At 57.8% G+C, this 26,568-nt stretch carries 24 protein-coding genes and 1 tRNA gene; 19 read left to right on the plus strand and 6 right to left on the minus strand.

Annotated features, from left to right (window positions below):
• Positions 1 to 85 precede the first annotated feature (85 nt).
• The 3 genes from MWU51_RS09225 to MWU51_RS09235 form a co-directional block, all read right to left on the minus strand.
• Positions 86 to 1,045: a hypothetical protein gene (locus tag MWU51_RS09225; protein ID WP_247036611.1), complete on the minus strand. Its 960-nt coding sequence runs from the start codon at positions 1,043 to 1,045 to the stop codon at positions 86 to 88.
• Entirely contained in the window at positions 1,038 to 2,240 is a 1,203-nt protein-coding gene (locus tag MWU51_RS09230) for a site-specific integrase (RefSeq protein WP_247036613.1), read from the minus strand. The genes MWU51_RS09225 and MWU51_RS09230 overlap by 8 nt, the downstream gene beginning before the upstream one ends.
• A 135-nt stretch (positions 2,241 to 2,375) precedes the next feature.
• A tRNA-Ser gene (locus tag MWU51_RS09235) sits at positions 2,376 to 2,465 on the minus strand.
• A 200-nt stretch (positions 2,466 to 2,665) separates the two neighbouring features.
• Between MWU51_RS09235 and MWU51_RS09240 the strand changes: the two genes are divergently transcribed.
• From MWU51_RS09240 to arsJ, 19 genes are all read left to right on the plus strand, one after another.
• Entirely contained in the window at positions 2,666 to 3,523 is an 858-nt protein-coding gene (locus MWU51_RS09240) for an SPOR domain-containing protein (RefSeq protein ID WP_247036615.1), read from the plus strand.
• Between the two features lie 48 nt (positions 3,524 to 3,571).
• Positions 3,572 to 4,771, plus strand: coding sequence for a D-alanyl-D-alanine carboxypeptidase family protein (locus tag MWU51_RS09245; protein WP_247036617.1), 1,200 nt, complete (start codon positions 3,572 to 3,574; stop codon positions 4,769 to 4,771).
• Positions 4,772 to 4,778: 7 nt separating this feature from the next.
• Entirely contained in the window at positions 4,779 to 5,417 is a 639-nt protein-coding gene (gene tmk / locus MWU51_RS09250) for a dTMP kinase (RefSeq protein ID WP_247036619.1), read from the plus strand.
• Positions 5,414 to 6,544: a DNA polymerase III subunit delta' gene (locus MWU51_RS09255; protein ID WP_247036621.1), complete on the plus strand. Its 1,131-nt coding sequence runs from the start codon at positions 5,414 to 5,416 to the stop codon at positions 6,542 to 6,544. The genes tmk and MWU51_RS09255 overlap by 4 nt, the downstream gene beginning before the upstream one ends.
• A 15-nt stretch (positions 6,545 to 6,559) precedes the next feature.
• On the plus strand, positions 6,560 to 7,363 hold the full coding sequence (locus MWU51_RS09260; protein WP_247036623.1) for a TatD family hydrolase: 804 nt from the start codon (positions 6,560 to 6,562) through the stop codon (positions 7,361 to 7,363).
• Positions 7,363 to 8,175 carry an MBL fold metallo-hydrolase gene (locus MWU51_RS09265; RefSeq protein ID WP_247036625.1) on the plus strand — a complete coding sequence of 271 codons (813 nt, stop codon included), beginning with the start codon at positions 7,363 to 7,365 and terminating at the stop codon, positions 8,173 to 8,175. The genes MWU51_RS09260 and MWU51_RS09265 overlap by 1 nt, the downstream gene beginning before the upstream one ends.
• Positions 8,172 to 9,113 carry an AEC family transporter gene (locus MWU51_RS09270; RefSeq protein WP_247036627.1) on the plus strand — a complete coding sequence of 314 codons (942 nt, stop codon included), beginning with the start codon at positions 8,172 to 8,174 and terminating at the stop codon, positions 9,111 to 9,113. The genes MWU51_RS09265 and MWU51_RS09270 overlap by 4 nt, the downstream gene beginning before the upstream one ends.
• Before the next feature lie 154 nt (positions 9,114 to 9,267).
• On the plus strand, positions 9,268 to 10,470 hold the full coding sequence (gene pcaF / locus MWU51_RS09275; protein WP_247036629.1) for a 3-oxoadipyl-CoA thiolase: 1,203 nt from the start codon (positions 9,268 to 9,270) through the stop codon (positions 10,468 to 10,470).
• A 2-nt stretch (positions 10,471 to 10,472) separates the two neighbouring features.
• Positions 10,473 to 11,465: a 1,2-phenylacetyl-CoA epoxidase subunit PaaA gene (gene paaA, locus MWU51_RS09280; protein ID WP_247036631.1), complete on the plus strand. Its 993-nt coding sequence runs from the start codon at positions 10,473 to 10,475 to the stop codon at positions 11,463 to 11,465.
• 11 nt (positions 11,466 to 11,476) lie between these two features.
• The gene (gene paaB, locus MWU51_RS09285) at positions 11,477 to 11,761 is read left to right on the plus strand and encodes a 1,2-phenylacetyl-CoA epoxidase subunit PaaB (RefSeq protein ID WP_247036633.1); all 285 of its coding nucleotides are present in this window, start codon (positions 11,477 to 11,479) and stop codon (positions 11,759 to 11,761) included.
• Positions 11,761 to 12,522 carry a 1,2-phenylacetyl-CoA epoxidase subunit PaaC gene (gene paaC / locus MWU51_RS09290; RefSeq protein WP_247036635.1) on the plus strand — a complete coding sequence of 254 codons (762 nt, stop codon included), beginning with the start codon at positions 11,761 to 11,763 and terminating at the stop codon, positions 12,520 to 12,522. The genes paaB and paaC overlap by 1 nt, the downstream gene beginning before the upstream one ends.
• On the plus strand, positions 12,522 to 12,983 hold the full coding sequence (gene paaD / locus MWU51_RS09295) for a 1,2-phenylacetyl-CoA epoxidase subunit PaaD (protein ID WP_247036637.1): 462 nt from the start codon (positions 12,522 to 12,524) through the stop codon (positions 12,981 to 12,983). The genes paaC and paaD overlap by 1 nt, the downstream gene beginning before the upstream one ends.
• Before the next feature lie 20 nt (positions 12,984 to 13,003).
• Entirely contained in the window at positions 13,004 to 14,068 is a 1,065-nt protein-coding gene (locus MWU51_RS09300) for a 2Fe-2S iron-sulfur cluster-binding protein (RefSeq protein WP_247036638.1), read from the plus strand.
• Positions 14,069 to 14,091: 23 nt separating this feature from the next.
• Positions 14,092 to 14,850, plus strand: a complete 759-nt coding sequence (locus MWU51_RS09305; protein WP_247036639.1) for a Phenylacetic acid catabolic protein — start codon at positions 14,092 to 14,094, stop codon at positions 14,848 to 14,850.
• A 37-nt stretch (positions 14,851 to 14,887) separates the two neighbouring features.
• Positions 14,888 to 16,915 (plus strand): phenylacetic acid degradation bifunctional protein PaaZ, encoded by a 2,028-nt coding sequence (gene paaZ / locus MWU51_RS09310; protein ID WP_247036641.1) that lies wholly within the window; start codon positions 14,888 to 14,890, stop codon positions 16,913 to 16,915.
• Between the two features lie 6 nt (positions 16,916 to 16,921).
• Positions 16,922 to 17,707 carry a hypothetical protein gene (locus MWU51_RS09315; RefSeq protein WP_247036643.1) on the plus strand — a complete coding sequence of 262 codons (786 nt, stop codon included), beginning with the start codon at positions 16,922 to 16,924 and terminating at the stop codon, positions 17,705 to 17,707.
• 69 nt (positions 17,708 to 17,776) lie between these two features.
• Entirely contained in the window at positions 17,777 to 18,622 is an 846-nt protein-coding gene (locus MWU51_RS09320; protein ID WP_247036645.1) for a helix-turn-helix domain-containing protein, read from the plus strand.
• Entirely contained in the window at positions 18,619 to 19,617 is a 999-nt protein-coding gene (locus tag MWU51_RS09325) for an ArsJ-associated glyceraldehyde-3-phosphate dehydrogenase (protein WP_247036647.1), read from the plus strand. The genes MWU51_RS09320 and MWU51_RS09325 overlap by 4 nt, the downstream gene beginning before the upstream one ends.
• On the plus strand, positions 19,614 to 20,888 hold the full coding sequence (gene arsJ / locus MWU51_RS09330; protein WP_247036649.1) for an organoarsenical effux MFS transporter ArsJ: 1,275 nt from the start codon (positions 19,614 to 19,616) through the stop codon (positions 20,886 to 20,888). The genes MWU51_RS09325 and arsJ overlap by 4 nt, the downstream gene beginning before the upstream one ends.
• 55 nt (positions 20,889 to 20,943) lie before the next feature.
• Here the strand turns inward: arsJ and MWU51_RS09335 are convergent, their stop codons facing one another.
• Genes MWU51_RS09335 through MWU51_RS09345 form a run of 3 tightly spaced genes read right to left on the minus strand, consistent with a single transcriptional unit; the run spans position 20,944 to position 26,214 of the window.
• Complete coding sequence (locus MWU51_RS09335) at positions 20,944 to 24,321, minus strand: error-prone DNA polymerase (protein WP_247036651.1); 3,378 nt, start codon at positions 24,319 to 24,321, stop codon at positions 20,944 to 20,946.
• Complete coding sequence (locus tag MWU51_RS09340) at positions 24,318 to 25,796, minus strand: DNA polymerase Y family protein (RefSeq protein ID WP_247038785.1); 1,479 nt, start codon at positions 25,794 to 25,796, stop codon at positions 24,318 to 24,320. Before MWU51_RS09340 ends, MWU51_RS09335 begins: the two co-directional genes overlap by 4 nt.
• Positions 25,738 to 26,214, minus strand: coding sequence for a hypothetical protein (locus MWU51_RS09345; RefSeq protein ID WP_348646729.1), 477 nt, complete (start codon positions 26,212 to 26,214; stop codon positions 25,738 to 25,740). The genes MWU51_RS09340 and MWU51_RS09345 overlap by 59 nt, the downstream gene beginning before the upstream one ends.
• Positions 26,215 to 26,568: the final 354 nt, after the last annotated feature.

Genomic DNA, 26,568 nt, shown 5'->3' on the forward strand with positions numbered 1-26,568 from the left:
CTGAACAATATTCAGATTAATTACAGGGTCACTAGTGTTGTTCACTAGCTTAAGGGTTTTCCGTTTTAAGGAAACCGCTCAAGCGTTATCCGAAAATAGCGTAGTATCTTGTTTTGAAAGGCTCCTCGCTTCGGAGGATTACTTCGTACTCAAAGCGTGTTTTTTTCGTTTTGGGCATTGATTCATGTGTTGCGATTACGTTCTCCCACGCCTGCGCCAACACGCGCTCCTCTGTAATGCTTCCTACGATGTCCTTTAATGCCTCTATCGCTTGCATAAACACTTCTAGTCGTTCCTGTTTCTGTCGCTGAGATTTCAATCCAGATCCCTTAGTTCGGCGCGCTTGAGCAGCAAGTGCTTTGCTTGCGACACCTTCCACTCCACCCGCTAGGACCTCTAGTTCTCGTGAAGCATATCCAGCATCGAAATCACTTTCTGCAACAAATTCGGACATAAAAATTCTTGCGGCGATGCACGCCATGGACGTCGAATGAAAGTTACGAACGCAGTATTCCATAGCGGCCACCGCCTCCCAATTCTCTCCAAAGTCCGAGCGCAGCCAATCCTCGCCCTCACTTCCAAGCCACTCCAGAACTTCTTTGCTTAGCTTGTAGTTCTCGTACACACCGGCACCATGAAGGGCCTCATAGGCCAATCCATAGGCACCCTCGCCACGCCCCCAAGACGACAACCTTGTCTCCACGCTCAGCTTTCCTAGCTCAAAAGCTCGGCCCTCATTCGAAGGAAAGCCAAAGTTGTCAATGTATGTGCCGACCGGAAAACTCGCAGACTTTTCTTTTGCCTGTTCAAGTGATGCAAAAATATAGAATGTGGATCGCGCAGCATTAAAGCCCTCTTGCGAAACAACGTGGAGGCTCCACAGCGGAAGCCCTTGTCTGACTGCAACTTTGACATCCTCAGCGTCACCCTCACTAAGAGACTCTAGTTTAGGGCGCATAAGGTCACCAACAGGTAGTTCCACAACTGTCACATTCAGTACTTTTTCATTACGATTTGCGCGGCTCCATTTGTTTTCCTTAATCATTTTCAATCGCCTTACTCGCACAAAACTTTGACCAATATCCTGACAGTTCGCGCCGCCTCTCCAACAAATCCGACCGCGCATAAGCGCGCTCAACATCATTTCCGACCTGATGTGCCAACGCGGCCTCTGCCAGCTCACGCGGCGCGTTTGCGGCCTCGGACGCCCAATCCCTGAACGAGCTACGGAAGCCATGCACCGTGAAGCCCTCGCGCCCCATACGGCGCAACAGCATCAGCATCGACATATTGGAAAGCGGCTTGTGCCGTTTTTGCCCCTCAAAGACATAGGTGGACGCCATCGCCTTAAGCGGCTCAAGGATTGCCAGCATTTCATCAGTCAGGGGAACACGGTGTTCCTTGCCGCCCTTCATGCGCTCAGCTGGCACCGTCCAAAGGCGCGCGTCCAAATCCACCTCGGGCCACGTCATTTCCAGCACCTCAGTCGTGCGCGCGGCTGTCAGGATGGTGAATTGCAGCGCCTTTGCGGCCATCGCAGACCGCCCTGCGAGTTCGGCATAGAACGCTGGCACATCGCGCCACGGCATCGCGTCATGGTGTTGCGGCTTGGCTTTGACCTTGGGAAGCACGCCAGCTTCTTTCACGCCTGTCACGGGGTTCTCACCAGATCGGAACCCTTTGGCCTTTGCGACATCAAGAACAACCTTCATGCGCTGGGCCAGCCGTTTGGCAGTTTCGTGTTTGTCGGTCCAGATAGGGGAAAGGCACATCAGCACCTCGGGTTGACCAATGCTATCCACTGGCATCCGACCTATCTTGGGAAAAGCATAATCGCGCAAGGTGTTCAGCCATTGCTGCCCATGCTTGGCGTTCTTCCAAGTGGGTAGGCGTTCAATGTGAACTTGCTGGCTTAGTTCTTGGAATGTCGGAACCTCGCGTTTTGCGTTGTAGCGCGGGTTCAATCCCTGCTTTGCCATCCGGCGATATTCCAACGCACGCTCACGCGCTTGGTTCAAGGTGACGACATCTGCGCCACCAAGTCCGAAGTCAGTGCGAAGCGGTGCGCCCTTGCTATTCTTCTGGCCTTTGACCGTGACACGCACAATCCAGCGCCGCGCGCCTGATGGATCGACCACCAGATAAAGCCCCGCGCCATCGCCATGACGCCCTGCCCCAAGGTTCTCAACCAGCTTCTTTGTGAGTTTGCCGCCCAGCGCCGCCATTCCAAAATACCACATTCTATACCACGCAACGAAAGTATAGCAAGGTAATCGGGTGAAGCCCAATGAAATTGAATAACAGGGCTAAAACCTTAATATCAAGGCATTTGAGCTACTTCAGAGCATCTAGGCCAATCCAGAAAAGCGTGGGGATGGCGGAGGAGGTGGGATTCGAACCCACGGTAGACTTTCACCTACGTCGGTTTTCAAGACCGGTGCATTCAACCACTCTGCCACTCCTCCGACGAGGTGAAGGGATAGCGGCGGTTTTGCGATTCTGAAAGCAGGTTTTCGCGGGCTGGTTTTTGCCCACGCAAAGATTGCGTTACGCGAGAGCCTTTCCACGCGCGCGATGTATCGTTAGACTACCGCATAATCGGGACCTATACCCGACAGCAGAGCAGTTCCGGGCGATACGCCCGCATGACAATTAGGGGCGAGACATGGCAAGCAAGACCACTCTGAAAGTGGCCATTGTATTGGGCAGCGCACTGTTTCTTTCTGGTTGCGACGATGCAAAGCTTCCTGAATTTCTGAAAAAGAATGACAAGGGTTCGGCATCTGCCACCGCTGGCAAAAGCGGGCGCACCAAAAGTGGAGAGCAGGATGTTGAAGCGCCAGAGATCTTTCAGCTGGCGGAAAAAGGATTGTGGGACGGTCGTCCCAGCCTTGGCGGTGTCTGGGTGGCCCATCCGGATGCCAAAGACCCAGAACGCGTGATCATCCGCAACCAGGCCAACGGGAAATCAGTCGTCGGCGCCTTGTTCCGGCGCGAACGCGAAGTTCCGGGCCCACGTTTTCAGGTATCGTCAGATGCCGCAGAAGCGCTTGGCATGCTGGCGGGCGCTCCAGCCGAACTGAGCGTGACCGCCCTGCGCAAAGAAATCATCAAGGAAGCACCTGCAGCGCCAGATGAAGAGCTGGATGCACCCGAGAAGATAGAGCAATCGTCACTGGACGATCCGATTGCAGCGGCTTCTGCCGCGCTTGCTAAAACCGAAGCAGCTTCCGCGAAATCTGCCCCTCCGCCCAAACCAACCGCTCCGAAGGCCGCCGCTGCCAGTGCCTTGTCTAAACCGTATATCCAGGTTGGAATTTTTTCGTTTGAAGCCAACGCAAAACAATCCGCGGCAGAGCTGCAAAAGGCTGGCTTGACCGCGACCATCAAACCGGGATCGACCGGTGGCAAGTCGTTCTGGCGCGTGCTGGTCGGCCCGGCAGGCACTGAAGCGGAACGCGCCGCGGCGTTGAAGAAGTCCAATGCGATGGGCTTCACCGATGCTTATCCTGTATCAAATTAACGCCCAATTGGGTAAAACAGAAAAATCAACAAAGGCCACTGACCTGCGATGCTATTCCGTCTGACCGTGTTCCTCACTGCTTTGTTTTCCTTGCTGGCGGCTGCTACGCTGCCCGCTCGCGCTTTTGAGACCCGTGCAAGTTCGGCCTATGTGCTGGACATCAACACTGGCACGGTTTTGATGGAAAAGAGTGCCGAAGTACCCCTGCCACCTGCGTCGATGTCGAAGCTTATGACTGTGAACCTGCTGTTCGAAGCGCTTGCGGACGGACGCGTCACGATGAGCACCCCGTTTGGTGTGTCGGAACGTGCTGCTGCCATAGGCGGATCGACCATGTTTCTGGAACAAACTGACCGTCCGACGGTCGAGGATCTGATCCAAGGCATCATCGTCCAGTCAGGCAATGACGCCTGCGTTGCGGTCGCCGAGGGTCTGGCCGGAACGGAAGATGCCTTTGCACGCATGATGACTGAACGGGCACGCGATCTGGGTATGGAAAATTCCAGCTTCGGAAATTCGTCAGGCTGGCCGCATCCGATGCAGCGCATGTCGATGAAAGACCTTGCCATTCTGGCACGCCACATCATCGTCGAGTTTCCGGACCTGTATCATTATTTCGGCCAGTCCGAATACCACTACAAGGGCCGCGCGCCTGACAACCGTTTCAACCGAAACCCGCTTCTGGACCTTGGCATCGGTGCAGATGGTTTGAAAACCGGTCACACGCAGGAAGCCGGGTACGGACTGGTTGGCTCGGCCCGTCAGGGCGATCGACGCATCGTCTTTGTCGTGTCTGGTATGAACTCGGAAAAGGAACGCGCGGAAGAGGCTGAAGCCATCGTCAACTGGGCGTTTCGTCAGTTCACAATGAAAACCACGGTGAAGGCCGGAGAGCGCGTGGCCGAAGCGGATGTCTGGTTGGGGGCTGCCGATACAGTCGGCCTTGTCCCTACGCAAGACGTTGATCTTCTGATCCCTGCCGGGCAACGCGAAGGTATCTCGGCCACGATCAACTGGAATGGTCCTATTGCCGCCCCGATTGCGCAGGGCCAGGAACTGGCGGAAATGGTGATCAGCCGTGACGGTCTCAGCGATACCGTAGTGCCGCTGTTTGCCGAGGAAGGCGTTGGGAATGCCGGGTTTGGAAAGCGCCTGACCGTGGCCGCCGAACGCGTTCTGGCGTTACTTATGGGCAATGACGCACCGCCTGCCGCGATCCAACCCGAAGCGCCGACCACAAGCAACTGACGCAGGAATGGCCGGACTTTTTATCAGTTTCGAAGGCATTGATGGCTCGGGGAAATCGACCCAGGCCAAACTGTTGGCCAATGCGATGGAACGGGCGGGTCATGATGTTGTCCTGACCCGTGAACCCGGCGGCAGTGCGGGGGCCGAAGAAATCCGGTCGCTGGTTCTGGAAGGTGACCCGGATCGCTGGTCGGCCGAAACCGAGCTTCTGTTGTTTACCGCCGCCCGTCGCGACCATCTGGAACGGTTGATCATGCCAGCACTGGCAGAAGGCAAGATCGTGATCACCGACCGTTTTGCCGACAGTACTCGCATCTATCAAGGCACCCGGTCTGGCGATCTGCGACAGATGGTGGATCAATTGCATGATCTTGTCATCGGGCACGAACCAGACCTTACCTTTCTGATCGACATGGATCCCGACATCGGATTGTCGCGCGCCAAAGGGCGCGGCGGCACTGAGGAAAGGTTTGAGGATTTCGGCGCCGATTTGCAGCACAAGATGCGCGCAGGTTTTCTGAACCTCGCTCAACAATATCCTGACCGCTTCCGCGTCATCGACGGAACTCGCGACATCGACACCGTCGCTGCGGAAGTCCTGCGCATCGCCTACGAAGCCGTGAAAAACCGCAAGTCGAACGCATGAGCACAGATCTCGAAGATATTCCTGAATCCGATCGGATCGATGGCGCACCGCATCCGCGTGAGGCGTCCCGACTGATCGGGCAGGATGCGGCCGAGGCGGCATTCTTGAGAGCTTATACCTCGGACCGTTTGCACCACGGGTGGCTGATCACCGGGCCGCGTGGTGTGGGCAAGGCAACGCTGGCCTGGCGTATCGCCAGGTTCCTGCTGGCCACCCCACCGGATGATGGCGGCATGTTTGCGGCCCCCACACCCACAAGCCTTGATGTGCCCGACGACCACCCCGTGGCCCGTCGGGTGCGTGTTCTGTCAGAACCCGGCCTGTTTCTGTTGCGCCGTCCATGGGACGAGAAGAACAAGCGCCTAAAAGGCGATATCACCGTGGATGAGGTGCGCAAACTGAAGCACTTCTTCGCGATGTCTTCTGCCGGCGGCGGACGTCGTGTCGTGATCGTCGATGTGGCAGACGAAATGAACACATCCGCGGCTAACGCACTTTTGAAGCTTTTGGAAGAGCCGCCAAAAGGCGCTGTGCTGCTTTTGATCAGTCATCAACCCTCGCGCCTGTTGCCGACGATCCGCTCGCGCTGTCGCGAGTTGCGGCTTGCCCCTTTGGCCCCGGAAGATCTGGCGCAGATCATGGCTGGGCTAGATGAAACCCCATCAGCCGAGGACACGTTGCGGTTGGGAGAACTGGCAGTAGGATCGGCGGGGGATGCGCTTCGACTTCAACATCTTGACGGTCTGGCGATCTATGCCTCGCTCATCGATATTTTTTCGACGAGGCACGAGTTCGACCGCCCGCGCGCCCTAAAGTTGGCAAACAGCGCGGTGGGCAAAGCCAATGCCGACAAATTCAAACTGATCCTGCGCTTGTTTGAGTTCTTTTTGGCCCGCCTGGCGCGCCACGGGGCCGGTTTCTCTCCCTCCGCCGAGGCCGCACCGGGCGAGGCCGCGTGCCTTGCCCGCCTTTCGCCCGGCCCGGATGCCGCCCGCGCCTGGGCCAGTCTGCAGCAAGAACTATCCGCGCGCGCCAACCATGGTCGGGCGGTGAACCTTGACCCTGCCGCGCTCATCCTTGATATGGTTTTCAGGATCAACGATACGGCGGCGCGTCAAGCCGCCTGAGGCAAGGACGCCCTTATGAGCACGCCCCAGATTACCGACAGCCATTGCCATCTGAATTTCCCGGATTTCGAAGGCGAATTGGACCAGGTGATTGCCCGGGCTGCCGAAGCTGGCGTCACACGCATGGTGACGATCTGCACCAAGATGTCGAACCTTGATCAGGTCCGAAATATCGCCGAAGCGTATGAGCCGGTGTTCTTCGCCGCGGCCACTCATCCGATGAGCGTGGCATCCGAACCCATGGTAACGGTCGATAAGTTGGTCGCGCTGGCCGAGCACCCGAAATTTGTCGGCATCGGCGAAAGTGGTTTGGACTATCACTATACAGCAGACAGCCGTGAGGCGCAGATTGAAAGCTTGCGCGTTCATATCGAAGCGGCGCGTCAGACGGGTCTTCCGCTGATCATCCATTCGCGAGACGCGGACGAAGACATGGCGCGCATCCTGACCGAAGAACACAAGATCGGCGCTTATACTTGCGTCATGCATTGTTTCAGTTCGGGGGCGGAGCTTGCAAAGGCAGCGCTGGACCTTGGCTTCTATTTGTCCATGTCCGGCATCGCGGCCTTCCCGCGCAGTCAAGAGCTACGCGACATTTTCGCAACCGCCCCGGTTGATCGCATTCTGGTCGAAACCGATGCGCCCTATCTTGCGCCGCCGCCCCATCGTGGCCGACGCAATGAACCGGCCTACACAGCCCATACTGCCAAGGTCGGGGCCGAGGTGTTTGGCCTGCCCTACGAAGACTTTGCAGAACAAACGCAAGCCAATTTCGACCGGTTGTTTGTAAAAGCAGCGGCCTATGCGGCGGGGGCGTGATGGCAAAGATCGACTTCACCATATTGGGATGCGGATCGTCCGGCGGTGTGCCCCGACTGGGCGGTCACTGGGGCGATTGCGATCCTGACGACCCCAAGAACACCCGCACCCGCTGTTCGGCACTTGTCACCCGCACCAGCGACGATGGCGGCGTCACACGCGTCCTGATCGACACATCCCCCGACATGCGCCACCAACTTTTGGCAGCAGGTGTTGGCACGCTGGACGGGGTCGTGTTCACCCACAGCCATGCGGACCATACCCATGGCATCGACGACCTGCGCATGGTGGTTTTCAATATGAAAAGGCGCCTGCCTGTCTGGGCAGATGGTCCGACACAAGAGGCCCTTTTGGCCCGGTTCAGCTATGCATTTGTGCAGCCCGAAGGATCGAACTATCCGCCCATCCTTGATCTGCATTCGATCAGTGTTGGCAAGGGCGATGTTGTTGTTGGCGGCGCGGGGGGAGATATCCATATGACCGCGTTCGAAGTGCGCCATGGAATGATGGACTCACTGGGATTCCGCATTGGAGGGTTGGTGTATCTACCCGACGTGAACGAGATCCCGGACGACGCACTTCCGCTGCTTCAGGATTTGGACGTGTTCGTACTGGATGCGCTGCGTCGATCTCCGCACCCCACGCATTTCCACCTGGACGAGGCGCTGGAATGGATCGACCGGGTCAGTGCTAGGCAAGGTGTGCTGACCAACATGCATATCGACTTGGACCATGCCACGGTCGACGCCGAAACACCCCCGCACATCACCCCAGCCTACGACGGAATGACGATCAGCGTCCCGCTGAAATGAGCACGCTGGTCAACATCGTCCTGCCGGTCTTTCTGGTGATCGGGTTTGGCTATCTGGTGCGCTGGCGGCAAATGCTGGACGATGGGGCGATTGACGGATTGATGCGCTTTGCACAATCGGTTGCCATTCCTTGTCTGTTGTTTCTGGCCATCGCCCGTCTGGACCTGAGTGCCGAGTTTGATCTGGCGCTTCTGGGCAGCTTTTACACCGGTGCGATATCCGGATTTTTTGCTGGTCTTTTGGGCGCACGGCTGCTGTTTGGGCGTCCGTGGCCAGACGCTGTGGCGTTTGGCTTTGTGACGCTGTTTTCCAACTCGCTTCTGTTGGGGTTGCCCATCACCGAGCGCGCGTTTGGGCCGGATGCACTGGCCGGAAACTATGCCATTATCTCGATCCATGCGCCGATTTGCTATGCGATTGGCATCACTGCGATGGAAATCGCTCGCGCTCATGGTGCAAGCGCGTGGGATACCGTGCGTCAGATCACCCGCGCAATGACGCGCAACATGCTTGTGCTGGCGATTGCCGCTGGGTTCGTGGTGAACCTTCTTCATCTTCCCATGCCGGGCGTGTTGGTCGAGGCGCTGAACCTTCTGGGTCGCGCGGCACTTCCCACCGCCCTATTTGCTCTTGGTGGCGTTCTGTACCGCTATCGCCCCGAAGGGGATATGCGGATCGTCAGCTATCTGTGCCTGATCTCGCTTTTCGTGCATCCGTCGATTACATGGGGACTGGGTCTTGTGTTTGGTCTGAACGTGGACCAGTTCCGCTCTGCCATTGTTACGGCGGCTTCTGCACCGGGCATCAATGCCTACATTTTTGCCAATCTTTACGGTGTGGGCAAGCGCGTTGCCGCAACCACGGTACTAGTGGCGACCGGACTGTCCGTGCTGACGGTGTGGGCATGGCTGACATTGCTGGCAGCCTCTGGCTTCTAAGTTATTGTGCTACCAACCCCGGTCGCACGTTACAGATTCAGCTGAGAACTAACGATGCCTGTAACATATCCACTTGCTTCGAATCATTGCCAGACGTATTATCGACCAAACGGTCAGCTTTAGTTGAGCGCGCTTTTGGGTTTGGGAGGACCACATGGACGCATTGATCTGCGACGCAATTCGCACCCCAATCGGACGTTACGGAGGTGCCTTGTCGCAAGTGCGGGCCGATGATTTGGCCGCCCTTCCCATTGCTGCGTTGATGGAACGAAATCCAGATGTGGACTGGGCATCAGTTGACGACGTGCTGTATGGCTCGGCCAACCAAGCTGGCGAAGACAACCGCAACGTGGCCCGCATGGCCGCCCTTTTGGCAGGCCTTCCGGTTGACGTTCCCGGCACGACCATCAACCGGTTGTGTGCCTCTGGCATGGATGCTGTCGGAATGGCCGCCCGTGGGGTCAAGTCGGGAGACTATGACCTGTGCATCGCTGGTGGCGTGGAAAGCATGAGCCGCGCGCCCTTCGTGATGCCCAAAGCGACCTCCGCCTTCACCCGCGCCAATGCAGTCTATGACACCACAATCGGCTGGCGCTTTATAAACCCAAAAATGGACAAGCTACACGGCACGCATTCGATGCCGCAAACGGCTGACAATGTAGCTGAAGATTACGCTGTAAGCCGCGAAGATCAGGACATTTTTGCCGCGCGCAGCCAAGCCCGATGGGCTGCAGCACACGAAGCGGGCGTCTTCGCCGACGAAGTTATTCCGGTCACCATTCCGCAACACAAAGGCGATCCAATCATCGTCGATACAGACGAACACCCACGCCCCGGCACCTCAGCTGAAAAGCTGGGTGGTTTGCGCGGTGTGAATGGCCCCGACCTGACCGTCACGGCGGGCAACGCGTCTGGCGTCAATGACGGTGCGGCGGCAATGCTGATCGCATCGGAAGCCGCAGCCGCCAAGAACAACCTGACCCCAATGGCCCGCGTGGTGTCCATGCAAGCTGCTGGTGTCGCCCCAAGTGTGATGGGGATTGGACCCGTCCCGGCCAGCCGCAAAGTGCTGGAAAAAGCCGGGCTGAAAATCGACCAGATCGACGTGATCGAATTGAACGAAGCTTTCGCCGCGCAAAGCCTTGCCACGCTGCGCGAACTTGGCGTCGCGGATGATGACCCCCGCGTAAACCCAAATGGCGGCGCAATCGCGCTTGGTCACCCGCTGGGCATGTCGGGTGCGCGCCTTGTTTTGACCGCCGCATATCAACTCAAACGCACGGGCGGGCGCTATGCGCTGTGCACCATGTGCGTGGGCGTGGGCCAAGGTGTGGCCCTCATTCTGGAAAGGATCTGACGATGTATGCACAGTTGGTGAAAACCGCAGGCGCCGGTGTGAAGACCCGCGAAGAAATGTCTGACGAGGAACGAAATTTTCAAGATCGTGTTGATCGCGATGAAAAGATTGAGCCCAAGGATTGGATGCCGGATGATTACCGCGCCACGCTGATCCGCCAAATTGGTCAACACGCCCACTCCGAGATTGTCGGCCAACTTCCCGAAGGCAACTGGATCACCCGCGCACCCACGTTGGAGCGCAAGGCGATCCTGCTTGCGAAGGTTCAGGACGAGGCTGGTCACGGGCTCTATCTTTACTGCGCGGCTGAAACGCTCGGCGTTACGCGGGATGAGCTGACGGAAGAGCTTCTGTCAGGCCGCATGAAATATTCGTCGATCTTCAATTATCCCACCCTCAATTGGGCCGATATTGGCGCGGTTGGCTGGCTGGTGGATGGCGCAGCGATCATGAACCAGGTTCCGCTGCAGCGGACATCCTATGGCCCCTATTCCCGCGCGATGATCCGAATTTGCAAGGAAGAAAGCTTCCACCAGCGCCAAGGCTACGACATCATGATGAAGATGGCCGCAGGCAACGACGCCCAGCGCCGCATGGCGCAGGATGCTCTGAACCGGTTCTGGTATCCGTCGCTGATGATGTTCGGCCCGTCCGACAAGGACAGTGTGCATTCGGCCCAATCGCTGGCGTGGAAGATCAAGATCGACACCAATGACGAATTACGCCAGCGCTTTGTCGACCAGACCGTGCCACAGGCGAAATACCTCGGTCTGACCATTCCGGACGAAAACCTTAAATGGAACGAAGACCGCGGCGCGCACGATTTCTCGGAACCCGACTGGACCGAGTTTTTCAACGTCATCAAAGGCAAAGGCCCCTGCAACGTCGATCGGATGGAGGCTCGCGTGTCCGCTTGGGAAGACGGTGCATGGGTGCGTGATGGCCTTCTGGCCCATGCCCAGAAAAAAGCCGCGCGCAAGCACGCTGCTGAATAAGGAGATATCAGATGTCCAAAGAATGGCCCCTCTGGGAAGTTTTCATCCGCGGCCAGCATGGCCTGAGCCACCGTCACGTGGGCAGCCTGCACGCCCCTGATGAAGAAATGGCGATCAAGAACGCTCGCGACGTCTATACACGCCGCAACGAAGGCGTGTCGATCTGGGTGGTCGAAGCGCGCCACATCGCGGCCTCAAGCCCCGAAGAAAAAGGGCCGCTTTACGAGCCGTCGAACTCGAAAGTTTACCGCCACCCGACCTTCTTCGACATTCCTGAAGACGTGGGGCATATGTGATGAATGATCAGCAAGCTCTGTTTCAATTCCTGCTTCGGATGGGCGACAACAGTCTGATCCTTGGCCACCGGGTCAGCGAATGGTGTGGCTTGTCGCCTGTGTTGGAAGAAGACATCGCACTGGCCAACACCGCGCTGGACCTGATCGGTCAGACGCAATTCTGGCTGGGTCTGGCGGGCGAGGTTGAAGACAAAGGCCGCACGGCTGATGATCTGGCCTTCCTGCGCGACGCATGGGATTTCCGCAATGTGCTTATGGTCGAACTGCCCAACGGCGATTTCGGCCAGACCATGATGCGCCAGTTTCTTTACGACGCATGGTCGTCGATCATGGTCGGTCGCCTGATCAAAAGCAGTGATAAACGCATCGCTGATATCGCCGAGAAGGCCTCGAAGGAAATTGCCTATCACGTCGAGCGGTCGGCTGACACCGTGGTTGGTCTTGGTGACGGGTCCGAGGAAAGCCACGCAAGGATGCAAGCCGCGCTCGACTACCTCTGGCCTTATGTGGGCGAGATGTTTGACGGCGACGAGGTTGATGCGGCCATGGTCGCCGCCGGCATTGCCCCCGATCCCGCGTCCTTGCGCGAAGAATACGACGCGCTGGTGAACAAGGTGCTGTCCGAGGCCACCCTGAAAGTGCCGACAGACGTGTTCTACCACAAAGGCGGGCGCACGGGCTATATGCACACCGAACATCTGGGCCACCTTCTGACCAGCATGCAGTGGCTGCAACGCGCTTATCCCGGTGCGACCTGGTAATGGGCCAGCCCTCGGTTGATACGATCTGGGACTGGCTCGACCAGGTGCCCGACCCCGAGATCCCAGTGATCTCGCTGGTCGATCTTGGCATCATCCGGGACGTGCAGTGGGAAGGTGACATGTTGAATGTCACCGTCACACCCACCTATTCGGGCTGCCCGGCCACTACGATCATCAACCTTGATATCCAAACCGCGTTGAAGAACCACGGGATCGAAAAGCTGACACTACACCGACAGCTTTCCCCGGCCTGGACCACCGACTGGCTGACCGACAAGGGCAAGGCGGCGCTTGAGAAATTCGGCATCGCCCCACCGTCGGCCAAGGGCGAACCGGAACGCTGCCCCAATTGTGGTGGTCACGATCTGGAACACACCAGCCAGTTCGGCTCGACCCCCTGCAAGGCACTGTGGCGATGCCGCGACTGCCTTGAACCTTTCGACTATTTCAAGTGCATCTGACTGCATTGAGGAGACCCAACATGGCGCGCTTCCACAGCCTTACCGTGACCGACATCCAGAAAACCATCCGCGACGCGGTGGTGGTGACGCTGACTCCGGACGATCCTGAGGCCTTCAACTATACCCAAGGCCAATATCTGACCTTCCGCAAAGATTTCGACGGGCAGGAGCTTCGCCGCTCTTACTCGATTTGTTCGGGGCTGGATGACGGCAAATTGCAGGTTGGCATCAAGCGCGTTGATGGCGGTGCCTTTTCGACTTGGGCCAACGAGGACCTGAAACAGGGCGACACGATCGAAGCCATGTCCCCGATGGGCAACTTCTTCGTACCGATCGCCCCGGATATGGACCGCCACTATTTGGGCTTTGCGGGCGGATCTGGGATCACGCCAGTTCTGTCGATCATAAAGACAATGCTGTCGCGCGAACCAAATGCTCAGTTTACGCTGGTCTATGCCAACAAGGCCATCACCACGATCATGTTCCGCGAGGAGCTTGAAGACCTGAAGAACCGCTATATGGGTCGATTCAACGTGATCCATATTCTGGAAAGCGACGCGCAGGACATTGATTTGTTCACCGGTCTGGTGGATGAGGCGAAGTGCGCCCAACTGTTCAAACACTGGATCGACATCAAATCCGTCGATACCGCATTCATCTGCGGACCCGAGCCGATGATGCTGGGCATCGCAAAAGCGCTGCGTGAACACGGGCTGGACGACGCGCAGATCAAGTTTGAATTGTTTGCCTCAAGCCAACCGGGCCGTGCAGCCAAGAAAGCCGCCAGCAAGGCCGCTGCCAAAGGCGAAGGGATTGAAGCGGTGGTCGCATTGGACGGTGCCAGTCGGTCCTTCACAATGGACGCCGAAACGTCGATTCTGGACGCAGCTTTGGCCAACGACATCGACGCGCCTTACGCCTGTAAAGCGGGGGTCTGTTCGACCTGTCGCTGTAAGGTGATTGAGGGCGATGTTGAAATGCTAACCAACCACGCACTTGAGGATTACGAAGTCGAGAAGGGCTACGTCCTGTCCTGCCAATCCTATGCCAAGTCAGCAAAAGTTGTTGTCGATTACGACCAGTAAACCCAAATGGAACGGAGACAGCAATGTCTGAGATGAGCATCACCGACTATCTGGCCCAAGGGGGCGTTCTGACCTCGCCGGGCAACGTGCCAGCACGCTATCGGGCCGAGCTTATGCGTCTTATGGCGACCTTCGTGGACAGCGCGCTGGCCGGAGCCGCGGGCTTTGCCGATATCGTCAACCAAGGACCCGGCATAAAAGAACGCATCGCGGCATCCAAGATCGTGCTGGAAAAGACAGACAACGCTGACAAGGTCCTGTCGATCATGGGCGAGTTTGGTGCGAACACTGAACGCTATGCCAACCACCACCCGTGGACTGACCGGCTTGCCCGTGATGCCGATATCGGAACTTCGCGAACGGATACGGATATGCGTTTGGCCGTGTTTAACTACCCGCTGGAAGGCTGGATGGATGCAGTTGTGATGAACTTGCTGATGGGTCTGGCGGTCGGTGTCCAGATGGGCGAGTTTACCCGTGTGTCCTATGCTCCACTGGCAGACGCGTTTCGCGCGATTGCACCTGTTGAGGCGCGCCATTCTGAACTCGCAGCCGAGGGCATTTCGAGGCTTCAGGAAACCGGAACTGACAGGGCGGCGCTTCAGTCTAGCGTCGATTACTGGTGGCCGCGGGTCGCCGCAAGCTTCGGCAAAGATGTTTCGACCCGTGCCAGCCAATTGCAAGCGTTTGGGTTGCGGCACTCGACCAACGCCGAACTGCGTGAAGAATGGGAAGCCGCCGCGGCAAACGCATTGAAAAAACTGGGCCTAAGCGCACCCTAAGCGCCGCCTATCTGAAATTGCGAATTAAGGACAGAGCATGACCCTGATGAAAGTCTCCAGCTTCGCGGCTGGTCAATGGATTGCACCGGGTGCGAACGCCCGCCCCATCGCGTCGGCCATCACAGGATTGCCTCTGGCTGAAGCTGGTGGCGCCGATATCGACATGCAAGCGATGATTGACTACGGGCGCAATGTGGGTGGCCCTGCTCTGCGCGCCATGGGCTTCCACGACCGCGCCAAGATGCTGAAGGCTCTGGCCGTGCATCTGGGTCAGCACAAACAGGCACTCTATGACCTAAGCTTCGACACCGGCGCCACGCAATCCGATCACATGATCGACATTGATGGCGGTGTGGGTACCGTGTTCGTCTTTGCCTCCAAGGGCCGACGTGAGATGCCTGATGGGCAGGTCTATATTGACGGCGAGATAGAACAGCTTAGCCGCAATGGCACCTTCCTTGGCATGCACATTGCGACCCCGCTGCAAGGCGTGGCCGTGCATATCAACGCGTTCAACTTCCCGGTTTGGGGGATGCTGGAAAAGCTCGCCCCGACCCTTCTAGCCGGCGTCCCTGCCATTGTGAAACCTGCAACGGCAACGAGCTATGTAACCGAGGCCGCTGTGCGCATCATGCTCGACAGCGGTATCCTGCCCGACGGTGCTCTGCAGCTGATTTCAGGCGGTACGGGCGACCTATTGGACCGGCTTGGCCCACAGGATATCGTCAGCTTTACGGGGTCTGCACAGACAGCATCCATGCTGCGATCCAACCCGAACATCCTGAAAAACTCGGTTCGGTTTGTGGCCGAACAAGACAGCCTGAACGCGTCAATCCTTGGGCCGGACGTCACCCCAGATGCTCCGGAATTTGACCTCTTTATCAGAGAGGTACACCGCGAGATGACCACCAAAGCGGGGCAGAAATGCACCGCGATCCGCCGCATCATCGCACCAGAGGCACAGGTGGCCAATGTGATCAAGGCGCTGTCGGCCCGTCTGGACAAAACCGTCATCGGTGACCCGCGTGCCGAAGGCGTGCGCATGGGTGCGCTTGTGTCTGCCGGGCAGAAAGCCGACGTTCTTGAAAAAGCTGCGGCCATCGGGTCGGAAAGCAAGCTGGTCTACGGCAACCCCGACGACAACGATTTCACTGGTGACGTGGATGCAGGCGCTTTCGTGAAGCCGATGCTGTTTCATTGCGAGACCCCCGATAGCGCCACAATCGTGCACGAGACCGAGGCTTTCGGACCGGTCTCGACCATCATGGGATACCGTGACATTGCGCACGCGATCGAGCTTGCGAACAAAGGTGAAGGGTCGTTGGTTGCGTCAGTGATCACCGGATCGGGCGACGTCGCGCGTGATGTCGCGATGGGCGCTGGTGCCTTCCATGGGCGGCTGTATTTCAACAACGCCACGTCGATGAAGGAAAGCACCGGCCACGGATCGCCCCTGCCCCATATGGTACACGGCGGTCCCGGCCGCGCGGGTGGTGGCGAGGAAATGGGCGGCGTGCGTGGTGTTCTTCACTATATGCAGCGTACCGCCATTCAAGGTAGCCCGGACATTCTGACCTCTGTTGGTGGGAGATGGGTACCGGGCGCAACCGAAGTGCAAGGCCCCACCCACCCGTTCACGCGTAAGTATGGCGAGCTGTCGATTGGCGAAACACTGAACACCGCATCGCGCGAGATCAGTTTGGACGATATCGAGAAGTTTGCCCATTTCACCGGCGACACTTTCTATGCCCATATGGACGACGCCGCCGCCAAACGAAACCCTTTCTTTCCGGGACGCGTGGCGCATGGTTATCTGCTGATCAGTTTTGCGGCAGGATTGTTTGTGTCGCCTGATGAAGGCCCGGTACTGGCAAATACCGGATTGGACAATCTGCGTTTCATGAAGCCGGTCGAAGCCGGTGACAGCATCGCAGTGCGCCTGACCGTCAAAGCCAAGACCCGCCGCACTGATGATTACGGCGAAGTGCGTTGGCACGTCACGCTGACAAATCAGGACAGTGATCTGGTGGCTGAGTACGAGCTTTTGACCATGAACGCCTACTGACAACACATGGACGTGTCCACGATCCCTGACGACGTGCAAGGTGTCCTGTCCCAAATCCGGGGCGATGGGGATTTGCGGGTGTGGTCGGTCATTGTGACCATCATGGGAGATATGGCGCGTGGGCCGGGCGAAACCGTTTCCGGCACCACGTTGGGCGCGTTAATGGGGGCATTTGGCATCAGGCCCGAGGCGACACGTGTCGCCTTGCATCGGTTGCGAAAAGATGGCTGGATCACCAGTCAGCGTGCGGGTCGCGGGTCGTTCTATTCGCTCACCGATCACGGACGCGCGCAGACCAATTCGGTCGCCGACCGCATCTATGGCCCCAGCATGCCCAGCCCGAACCAGTGGTATCTGGCCGTGACCCTTCTGTCACCCGATCGGACGAAATGCGAACATGGGCTGACGGCGCAAAGGTTCACGGAACTCGCCCCAGGTGTCTTTCTTGGCCCTGCCCATCCGAAAAGCACTAAAGGATTGGTCCTTTTCTCGGACAACACTCCCACGCTGCCTGACAACATTCAGCACCTGTTGCTCCCTGATGCCATCCGGACAGAAGCGCATTGCTTTGCAAAAGCTCTCAAGGTCACACGGGATATGGATCCTGCCAGTCTGGCAGCACTGTCCCGTGCTGCGATCCGCCTTCTGATCCTTCATCGCTGGCGTCGCATCGTCTTGCGCCTGCCCCCCCTTCCATTGGAACCGCTTTGGCCGGACGCACATTTACGCGCCGAGGTGCAGTCGCAGTTGGCAAAGCTCGGCACTATCCGCGCAAACGACCTATCCATGTAAGGACACCAGTGTTGTCATTAGCTCATTTTGGGATTGTTCTTTTTTTCTTTATACAGTATTTCCAGAATTATGGAATTAATATACCCACATCGCTTGTCCACCCTAGGACACCCTCAGCGGTTGGCCGTGTTCAGGTTGCTGATGCGCCGCTACCCGGATCGGGTTCCAGCGACCGAAATCGCGCGTGCGCTTGATCTGAAGCCGAACACCCTGTCCGCCTATGTAAACGCGCTTATGCAGGTCGGTCTGGTAACGCAAGAACGCGTTGGCACGTCGCTGCGTTACGCAGTCGATACAGAAACAATGCGCGAGACGTTCGATTTTCTGATGAAGGATTGCTGCCGTGGTCGCCCGGATATCTGCCTACCGCGCCATTATATCGCCGCCCCCTTGGAACGTCCGGCGGCGGATCGAAAATTCAACGTATTGTTCATCTGCACTGGCAATTCCGCCCGTTCGATCTTTGCAGAAACCATTCTGATGACGTTGGCGGGCGATCGCTTTGTTGCCTATTCTGCGGGCATTGCTCCGCGTTCTGAACTGAACCCGATTGCCATCGAAGTCTTGATGCAGAAAGGGCACGATGTATCCGGTCTCAGATCGAAGAATGTCGCAGAGTTTCAGACCCGATACGCACCGACATTCGATTTTGTGTTCACGGTTTGCGATCAGGCCGCAAACGAAGAGTGCCCAACCTGGAGAAATCAGCCGGTTAGCGGCCATTGGGGTATGCCAGACCCCGTGAAAGTGGACGGAACTGACGCTGAAAAACACCTGGCCTTCCATCAAGCCTATGGCGCGCTTCACAACCGGATCTCGGCCTTGGTTGCACTGCCGATGGCGTCATTGGACCAAATCTCGTTACAGAAGGCCGTCGACAACCTTGGACAAATCGACAAAGGAGCCGTGAATTGACCGTTTACGCACTAAATGGACTTGGCCGGATCGGCAATCTTGCCTTAAGGCCGCTGCTTGAGCGTGGGGCGAAAATCGCATGGATAAACGATGCGGTTGGTGATCCCAAGATGCACGCGCACTTGCTGGAATTCGATACGGTACATGGCCGCTGGGATGCTAAGTTTGACTATGATGCAGACAGCGTCACAATCGACGACTTACGGCTTCCCTTCATCGGGACGCGCGATATTGCCGACCTTCCCCTTGAGGGTGTTGATGTCGTGATCGACTGCACCGGCGCGTTCAAATCCGAAGCCAAACTCGCGCCGTTCTTCAACGCGGGCGTAAAGAAGGTGGTGGTGTCAGCGCCGGTTAAAAACGGCGATGTAGCAAACATCGTCTATGGCGTAAACGACGGCACCTACGAACCCGACCGCCACAACATTGTGACAGCAGCGAGTTGCACCACCAATTGTCTGGCGCCGGTCGTCAAGGTCATTCATGAAAGTCTGGGTATCAAACATGGGTCAATTACCACGATCCATAATGTGACCAACACGCAAACCATCGTGGATCGCCCCGCGAAAGATCTGCGTCGGGCGCGGTCAGCCCTGAACTCGCTGATCCCGACCACCACCGGCAGTGCCACGGCAATCACACTGATCTATCCAGAGCTCAAAGGACGTCTGAACGGCCATGCTGTGCGGGTACCCCTTCTGAACGCGTCACTGACCGATTGCGTGTTCGAAGTTGACCGCACCACCACCGCAGAAGAGGTCAACGCACTGTTCAAAGCCGCTGCGGAAGGTCCGCTTAAAGGTATTTTAGGTTATGAAGAGCGCCCTCTTGTGTCGACCGACTACACCAATGATGAAAGGTCTGGAATTGTCGACGCGCTATCAACCATGGTGGTGAATGGCACGCAAGTTAAGGTCTATGTCTGGTATGACAACGAAATGGGGTATGCCCACCGCTTAGTTGATGTGGCTCTGATGGTTGGGGCTTCGATGTGACCAGCGCCCCTGCCCGCCCGGAAGGGTTTTCGGCGTATGTTGCAGTTACGGCAGCCTATTGGGCCTTTATGCTCACCGACGGTGCGCTTCGAATGCTGGTGCTTTTGCATTTTCATGGGCTGGGGTTTTCACCCGTACAATTGGCCTATCTGTTCGTGCTCTACGAAATCGCGGGCATGGTGACAAATCTGAGTGCCGGATGGATTGCTGCGCGGTTTGGGCTGACCTCGACCCTCTATGCTGGGCTTGGTCTGCAAGTGCTTGCCCTTTTCGCGCTGGCGCAACTTGATCCAACTTGGGCCATCGGTCTCTCTGTCGCCTATGTCATGGCGGTTCAGGGCGCGAGCGGAGTCGCCAAAGACCTTGCCAAGATGTCGTCAAAGTCGGCTGTCAAACTGCTGGCGCCGACTACGGAAGGCGGTTTGTTCCGCTGGGTCGCGCTGCTGACCGGTTCGAAAAACACGGTGAAGGGGATCGGCTTTTTGCTTGGTGCCTGCCTGCTTGCCACCATTGGATTCGTGCCAGCGGTGCTGGGTATGGCCGCCATTCTGGCTGCTATCCTTATCGCCGTGTTGATCGCCATGCCACCCGGCCTGCCAAAAGGGCGAAAAGGCGCGAAGCTTTCCGAAGTCTTCTCGAAATCATCGAACGTGAACTGGCTGTCCTTGGCGCGCGTTTTCTTGTTTGGCGCACGCGATGTCTGGTTCGTGGTCGGGATCCCCATTTACTTCTACGCGGTGCTGTCGGATGGCAGTGAACAAAGCAACCGTGCGGCGTTTTTCCTGATTGGCTCTTTCATGGCGTTGTGGACCATCCTCTACGGTATAGTGCAAGCCACTGCACCCCGACTGCTGCTGGCCACGATACGCGTAGAGGCAGACCTGATCACCAGCGCACGGCACTGGGCTTGGGGGCTTTCAGGTGTTCCTGCCATCCTAACCTTGGCCGCCTTTACCTTCCCGCAACCTCAAGCATGGCTGACTGCGATGTTGATTGCAGGACTGCTCCTGTTCGGTGCCATCTTTGCAGTCAATTCATCGCTCCATTCCTATCTGATCCTGACGTTCACCCGCTCCGAACGGGTTACGATGGATGTCGGATTCTATTACATGGCCAATGCCGCTGGCCGCCTGCTGGGAACCGTTTTGTCCGGTCTGACCTATCAGATTGGTGGACTTGCCCTGATGCTGGGCACCGCAACCGTGATGATTTCGATATCCGCCATCGCGGTTGGGTTTCTGAAACCACCGTCCCAGCCGGGCACGATTTAGCGGTAATTGATCGGCGTTACACGTTGGGACGAAATGTAGGCGATGACCGCCTTCCCTAATGGAAATCCCGACTGGGAAAGAGCCGTTTGGCCTGATCGCGCGGGTGCATGGCACGCGGTGCAGGCAGAGATTTCGGCGCGTTGTCCGCTTGCGGTGTCGTTTGCCCCACGACATCCCCCATCGGATGACCAAGTTCACCTAGTAGGTGCGAGACATCCTCGATTTTCTGGGCAATCAAGTGAACGACGATGCCCTCGCGTTGAAGTTTGCCTGTGACGCGCAACAGACGTCCACTCATGACCGCCCGGCGGAAGCGTTCGAAGGTCTTTTTCCAGACCACGATATTGGAAACGCCCGTTTCATCCTCCAACGTCAGGAAAACCACGCCCGACGCCGTGCCGGGACGCTGACGGGTGATGACAAGACCGCAAACCGTGGTGCGGCGAAGCGGCACGTCTTTTAACGCGTCATGGCGGGTCAGGTCAGGCATGGAGGGGCGTAGCAATTCCATCGGATGGGCACGAAGCGTCAGGCGCATGGCAACATAATCCTCGACCACTTCCTCGCCAAGATGCATGGCGGGAAGTGTGATCTTCGGTTCGCGGATGACCTCGCCGTCGATCATATCATTGAAAAGTGGCAGCGGTTCGCGGCCCCGAATGGCACGGACCTGCCAAAGCGCATCACGCCGCGTAAGACCCATGCAGGAGAACGCATCAGCCTCGGCGAGACGCTCAAGCACCCCCGGTCGAACCCCGGCGCGCTGCCAGATGCTTTCGGGATCAGGATAGCCATTGCCTCGTGCGGCTACGATCCAGCCCGCATCCTCTTCCTTAAGGCCCTTGATCTGCCGGAAGCCAAGTCGCAGGGCGAGCGCACCATCAGCACGACGTTCCAACATATTGTCCCACGCGCTGTGGTTCACGCAGATTGGGCGAACCTCGACGTGATGTTCGCGAACATCGCGAACAATCTGGGCAGGGGCATAAAACCCCATCGGTTGAGAGTTGAGAAGCGCACAAGCAAAGACGGCCGGGTGATGGCATTTGAGCCAGGCAGAAACATAAACGAGAAGCGCAAAGGCGGCTGAATGACTCTCTGGAAAACCGTAATCGGCAAAACCCTCGATTTGGGAAAAGCAACGCGTGGCTATTTCCTGCGAGTAACCGCGCGCCAGCATACCGTTTACGAACTTATCGCGGTGCTCGCCGATCGTGCCCATACGGCGAAAAGAGGCGAGCGACCGGCGGAGCTGGTCGGCTTCCTCGGCGGTGAAACCCGCCCCGACCATGGCAATTTGCAGAGCTTGTTCCTGAAAAAGCGGCACACCAAGGGTGCGGCGGGTGACAGCTTCGAGTTCCGGGCCGAAAGGTTCGGGTTCCTCCAAACCTTGCCGCCGCCGGATATAGGGCTGAACCATCCCCCCTTGGATCGGACCGGGACGAACGATGGCGACCTCGATCACGAGGTCATAAAACTCGCGCGGCTTCATGCGCGGCAAGAAATTCATTTGCGCCCGGCTTTCCACTTGGAAGACCCCGACCGCATCGGCGACGCAGAGCATATCATAGGTGGCGGGGTCTTCGGGCGGCACAGAGGCAAGGGTCAGATGCTGGTCCTCATGCATCTTCAGCAACGAAAACGCCTTGCGAATACAAGTCAGCATTCCCAGGCCGAGCACATCAACCTTCAGGATGCCAAGTGCGTCGATATCGTCCTTGTCCCATTCGATGACGGTGCGATCCTCCATCGCGGCATTTTCGATGGGGCAAAGCTCGTCCAGTCGGCCTTTGGTGATGACAAAGCCGCCCACATGCTGCGAGAGGTGGCGGGGGAAACCGATCAGTTCACCGATGAGGTGCAAGGTTTGGGCAAGACGGCGATCATCGGGGTTCAGGCCAAGCTCGCGGACACGGTCCATGTTGGGGCCACCATTTGAATACCCCCAGATTGATCCCGAAAGCCCCGCCGTCACGTCTTGGCTTAGTCCCATCACCTTGCCAACCTCGCGGATCGCGGCGCGGGATCGGAAATGGATCACTGTGGCGCACAACCCCGCCCGGTGGCGGCCATACTTGTGGTAAATCCACTGGATAACCTCTTCGCGCCGCTCATGTTCGAAATCGACGTCGATATCAGGCGGCTCACCCCGGTGCCGCGAGACAAAGCGTTCAAAAACCATGCCGATCTGTTCGGGGGCAACATCCGTAATACCGAGCAGGTAACAAAGGACCGAATTGGCCGCCGAACCGCGCCCTTGGCAGAGGATGCCTTGGGAACGGGCATATTGCACGATGTCGTAAACGGTCAGAAAATAGGCTGAGAACTTTAACTCATCGACCACGGCAAGTTCCTTGGCCATAAGCTCTCGTGGCCGCTTTGGCGCACCGTTCGGGTAGCGTCGGCTCAGTCCCTCCTCGGCCAATCGCTTAAGGCGCGCCATCGGGGTTTCACCGCCCTCAGCGATTTCATCTGGATATTGATAGCTCAGTTCACTGAGGCAAAAAGAGCAACGCCCGGCGATCTCAAGGCTTCGGCGCAGCGCCGCAGGGTGGCGATGAAACACCCGCTCCATATCAGCGCGCCCCTTAAGTCGCCGCTCGGCATTCAGCAGCGCGCGGGTGCCGATATTGTCGATGGTACAGCCTTCCCGCATACAGGTCAGCACATCAGCGAGCGGACGACGCGACGCCCGATGCATAAGCACATCGCCAACGGCCACCATCGGGGTTGAACAGCGCTGCGCAAGCCAGGCACAGGCGTCCAGATACCCCTGATCCGATCCGTCATACCGCGGCGCGGCCCCAAGAAAAACATAACCGGGGAAACGACGCTGGACAGGTTGGATATCAGGGGCGGACCTGCGCAAATCCGCCTGCGGCAGGGCAATCAGGATCATGCCGGTGCAATGGTCCAGCATATCCTTGAGATCGAGATGACATTCCGCCTTCTCTGCGCGCCTTTTGCCCAAGGTGAGCAGCCGCGTAAGGTGTTGATAGGCGGCCATATCGGTGGGCAGCGCAATCCATTCTACCTTGCTGTCCCTCAGCACCAAACGACAACCGGTGATCAGTTTGGGGATATGCGGCGTGTCGGGCCGGGCGATATCTTCCGGCGTGCCGACTTCCTGCCGCGAGCAATTGTCCACCCTGTGCTGCGAGCGGATGCGCACTGCCTCATCAACCTCGCGCCTAAGCTCTTTGAGCGCGGAATAAGCCCGCACAACGCCCGCCAGCGAATTGCGATCAGTGATGGCGATGGCCGAAAGGCCAAGCTCTGCTGCACGGGTCACGAGTTCTTCGGGATGCGACGCGCCGGTCAGGAAGGTGAAATTTGTGGTCACACAAAGTTCGGCATAGCCACCCGCCTGCGCACGCTGGTTTTCGCGGCGTGGTGGCTCAACCGGTCGACGCTCATGGCTGGTTTTGCTCATGGGAATTCCCCCTGCACAAACCAACCGGGGTTTTGCGGTGTATAGAAAAGCCAAAGCCGCCGCCCCTGATGGGTCTCTACCCGCCAGTAATCGCGCATGGCGTGACGCCAGATTTCATCTTCCAGCCACCATTCGGGCATAATCCGCTCTGGGCCGGTGACACGCATGGTGGTGAAAGACATACGCCGCCAACGGAAAGATTGCGGCGGGCGCGCACCAATGGCGGTGATCGACTCGGGTGGAAACATAAGAAGCGGCCGCGGGCGTGGACTGCTCCAACCGCTTGCGGGTTTGGAATAGGCGGCGGACGCGATGATGAAACTGCGTTCGGGAATATGGCTGTCTGCGGGTAAGAACCGCTGGACATTTTCAAGACCAACCCGCGTGCCGATACGGGTGATCAAATCATCAAGCTGGTCCGCTTTATCCGAAACAACATGGCTGACTTGCTCGGTCGGAAGCGGCTCAACCTGCGTTGCCTCCATCCGAAGCTGGTCGATCCCGTAACCCGCATCAACCTCGCTCACTCCGCGTTGGAAAAGTGGCAGGATACGGGCTGGGTCGCGCAAGGGCCGCGCCAAACGCAACTCCACATGCTGAGCATTTTTGTCGACCCGACGCAGGGTCAGGCAAAGCACGCGCGCGCCAGCCTCTTGCTGCTTGAGTTTCTCGCAGAGCTGGATCAACAATCGCTCGGTTCCGGCCAACACATCCGCCTCCAGCCCTGTGGGTTCGGGCAGGCTGATGCGCACGCCGTAATGGGGCGGTTCTTTTTGCGGAGAAATCTCTTCGGGTTGCGTGCCAAGCGCCTGATCAAGACGCATCAGAAGATCCGGCCCGAAACGTCGCGCCAGCGGGGCACGCGCCGCCTCGGTCAGTTGCCCAATGTTTTGAAGGCCAAGCCGTTGCAGGGCAACGACCATATCCGACTCTAGCCTAAGCGCGGCGACCGAAAGTGGCGCCAGCGCCTCTAGCACCTCACCCGGCTGGGCCACGCCTTCCCCGAAATGCGCAAGCGCCCAAGCTGCGCCGCGCGTGTCGCCCAACCCGACCCGCGCCAAAAGGCCAGCCTGTGTCAGCCGTCCGCGCAAATCACACAGCATGGCGGCCTCTCCACCGAAAAGATGCGCCGATCCGGTGATGTCAAGCACCAGCCCGTCCCGCCCCTCGAACCCCACCCAAGGACAATAGCGCAGCGCCCAACGGCGAAGGATACTAAGAAACCGCCCATCAGCGACTGGATCAGCTTGACGGCTTATCAGTTCCGGACAAAAGGCCCGCGCGTCGGAAAAGGACATGCCGCGGTGCAACCCACCCCGTTCGGCGGTCTCGTTCAAACAATAAATCCGATTGGCGTTGTTTTCCTTAAGCGTCAGCGCAAACGGGCCGTCGACAGGCCGCGCGCGCAAAACCCGGTCACTCGCGAGACGCGGAAACCACAATGAGACGACGCGCCGATTGATCCCATCGAACATTCCAGACACCCAATGTTCCTGATTTGTTCTTTGTAAGCGCCCACCGTTGAAGTGTCGAGTCTTCGGGTCCGCGATCGGGGTCAGGAAGAGCGCTGCAATCCCAACGCGTTTCGGCAGTATTGTTGGGCATATTACCCGGAATAAGACAAAGACCGGTGGATCCGCCAGCCTTTGCCGCAAGCTGAAGCCGCCGTCCTTCGGTCAGGGAAAGCGATGCGGAAAGTTCTATCACCACCAACGGACATGCACCGTCGCGCAGGGCTTCTTCGGCCAGTGGCAACGCCTCTTTCTGATTCGGCGCCTGCGCCAAAACGAGGTTCGCAACATCAAAGAAGCTGTTCAGGCACTGCGGAACAAGCGCCTCCGCCCGCCGCGCCTCGAACACCCAGAAGACATAACCCTGAGCTTTCGCTCCCATGGCAGCCGCAAAACTTGTCGCAGCGGGGCCACATGCCTCATGGACACGCGCAGAGCGAAGGGGAGGAAAAGACAAACCGGCCATGAAGCAAGATTAGGCGACTGTATCGTTTGTTTCAAACCTGCAGAAAGATCACTTCAGGGAAATTACATGGCGACACAGTTCCGACTTCCTTCAAAAGAGAAAATCGACCTCGCGGTTCCGAACTCGCGGTACAAGTTGGCAATCCTACTCGAAGATCAAACCAACCCACCACTGTCGCTTCGCATTTGAAACGAGAATCGCCAGCCCCGGGAGGGAGAAATCCAAGGAACCCTCATGATTGCCACCACGCAATGTGTCGCGTTTGCGCTA

Origin of the sequence: Aliiroseovarius sp. F47248L (assembly GCF_023016085.1) — a bacterium.
In the GTDB taxonomy this organism is placed as follows: domain Bacteria; phylum Pseudomonadota; class Alphaproteobacteria; order Rhodobacterales; family Rhodobacteraceae; genus Aliiroseovarius.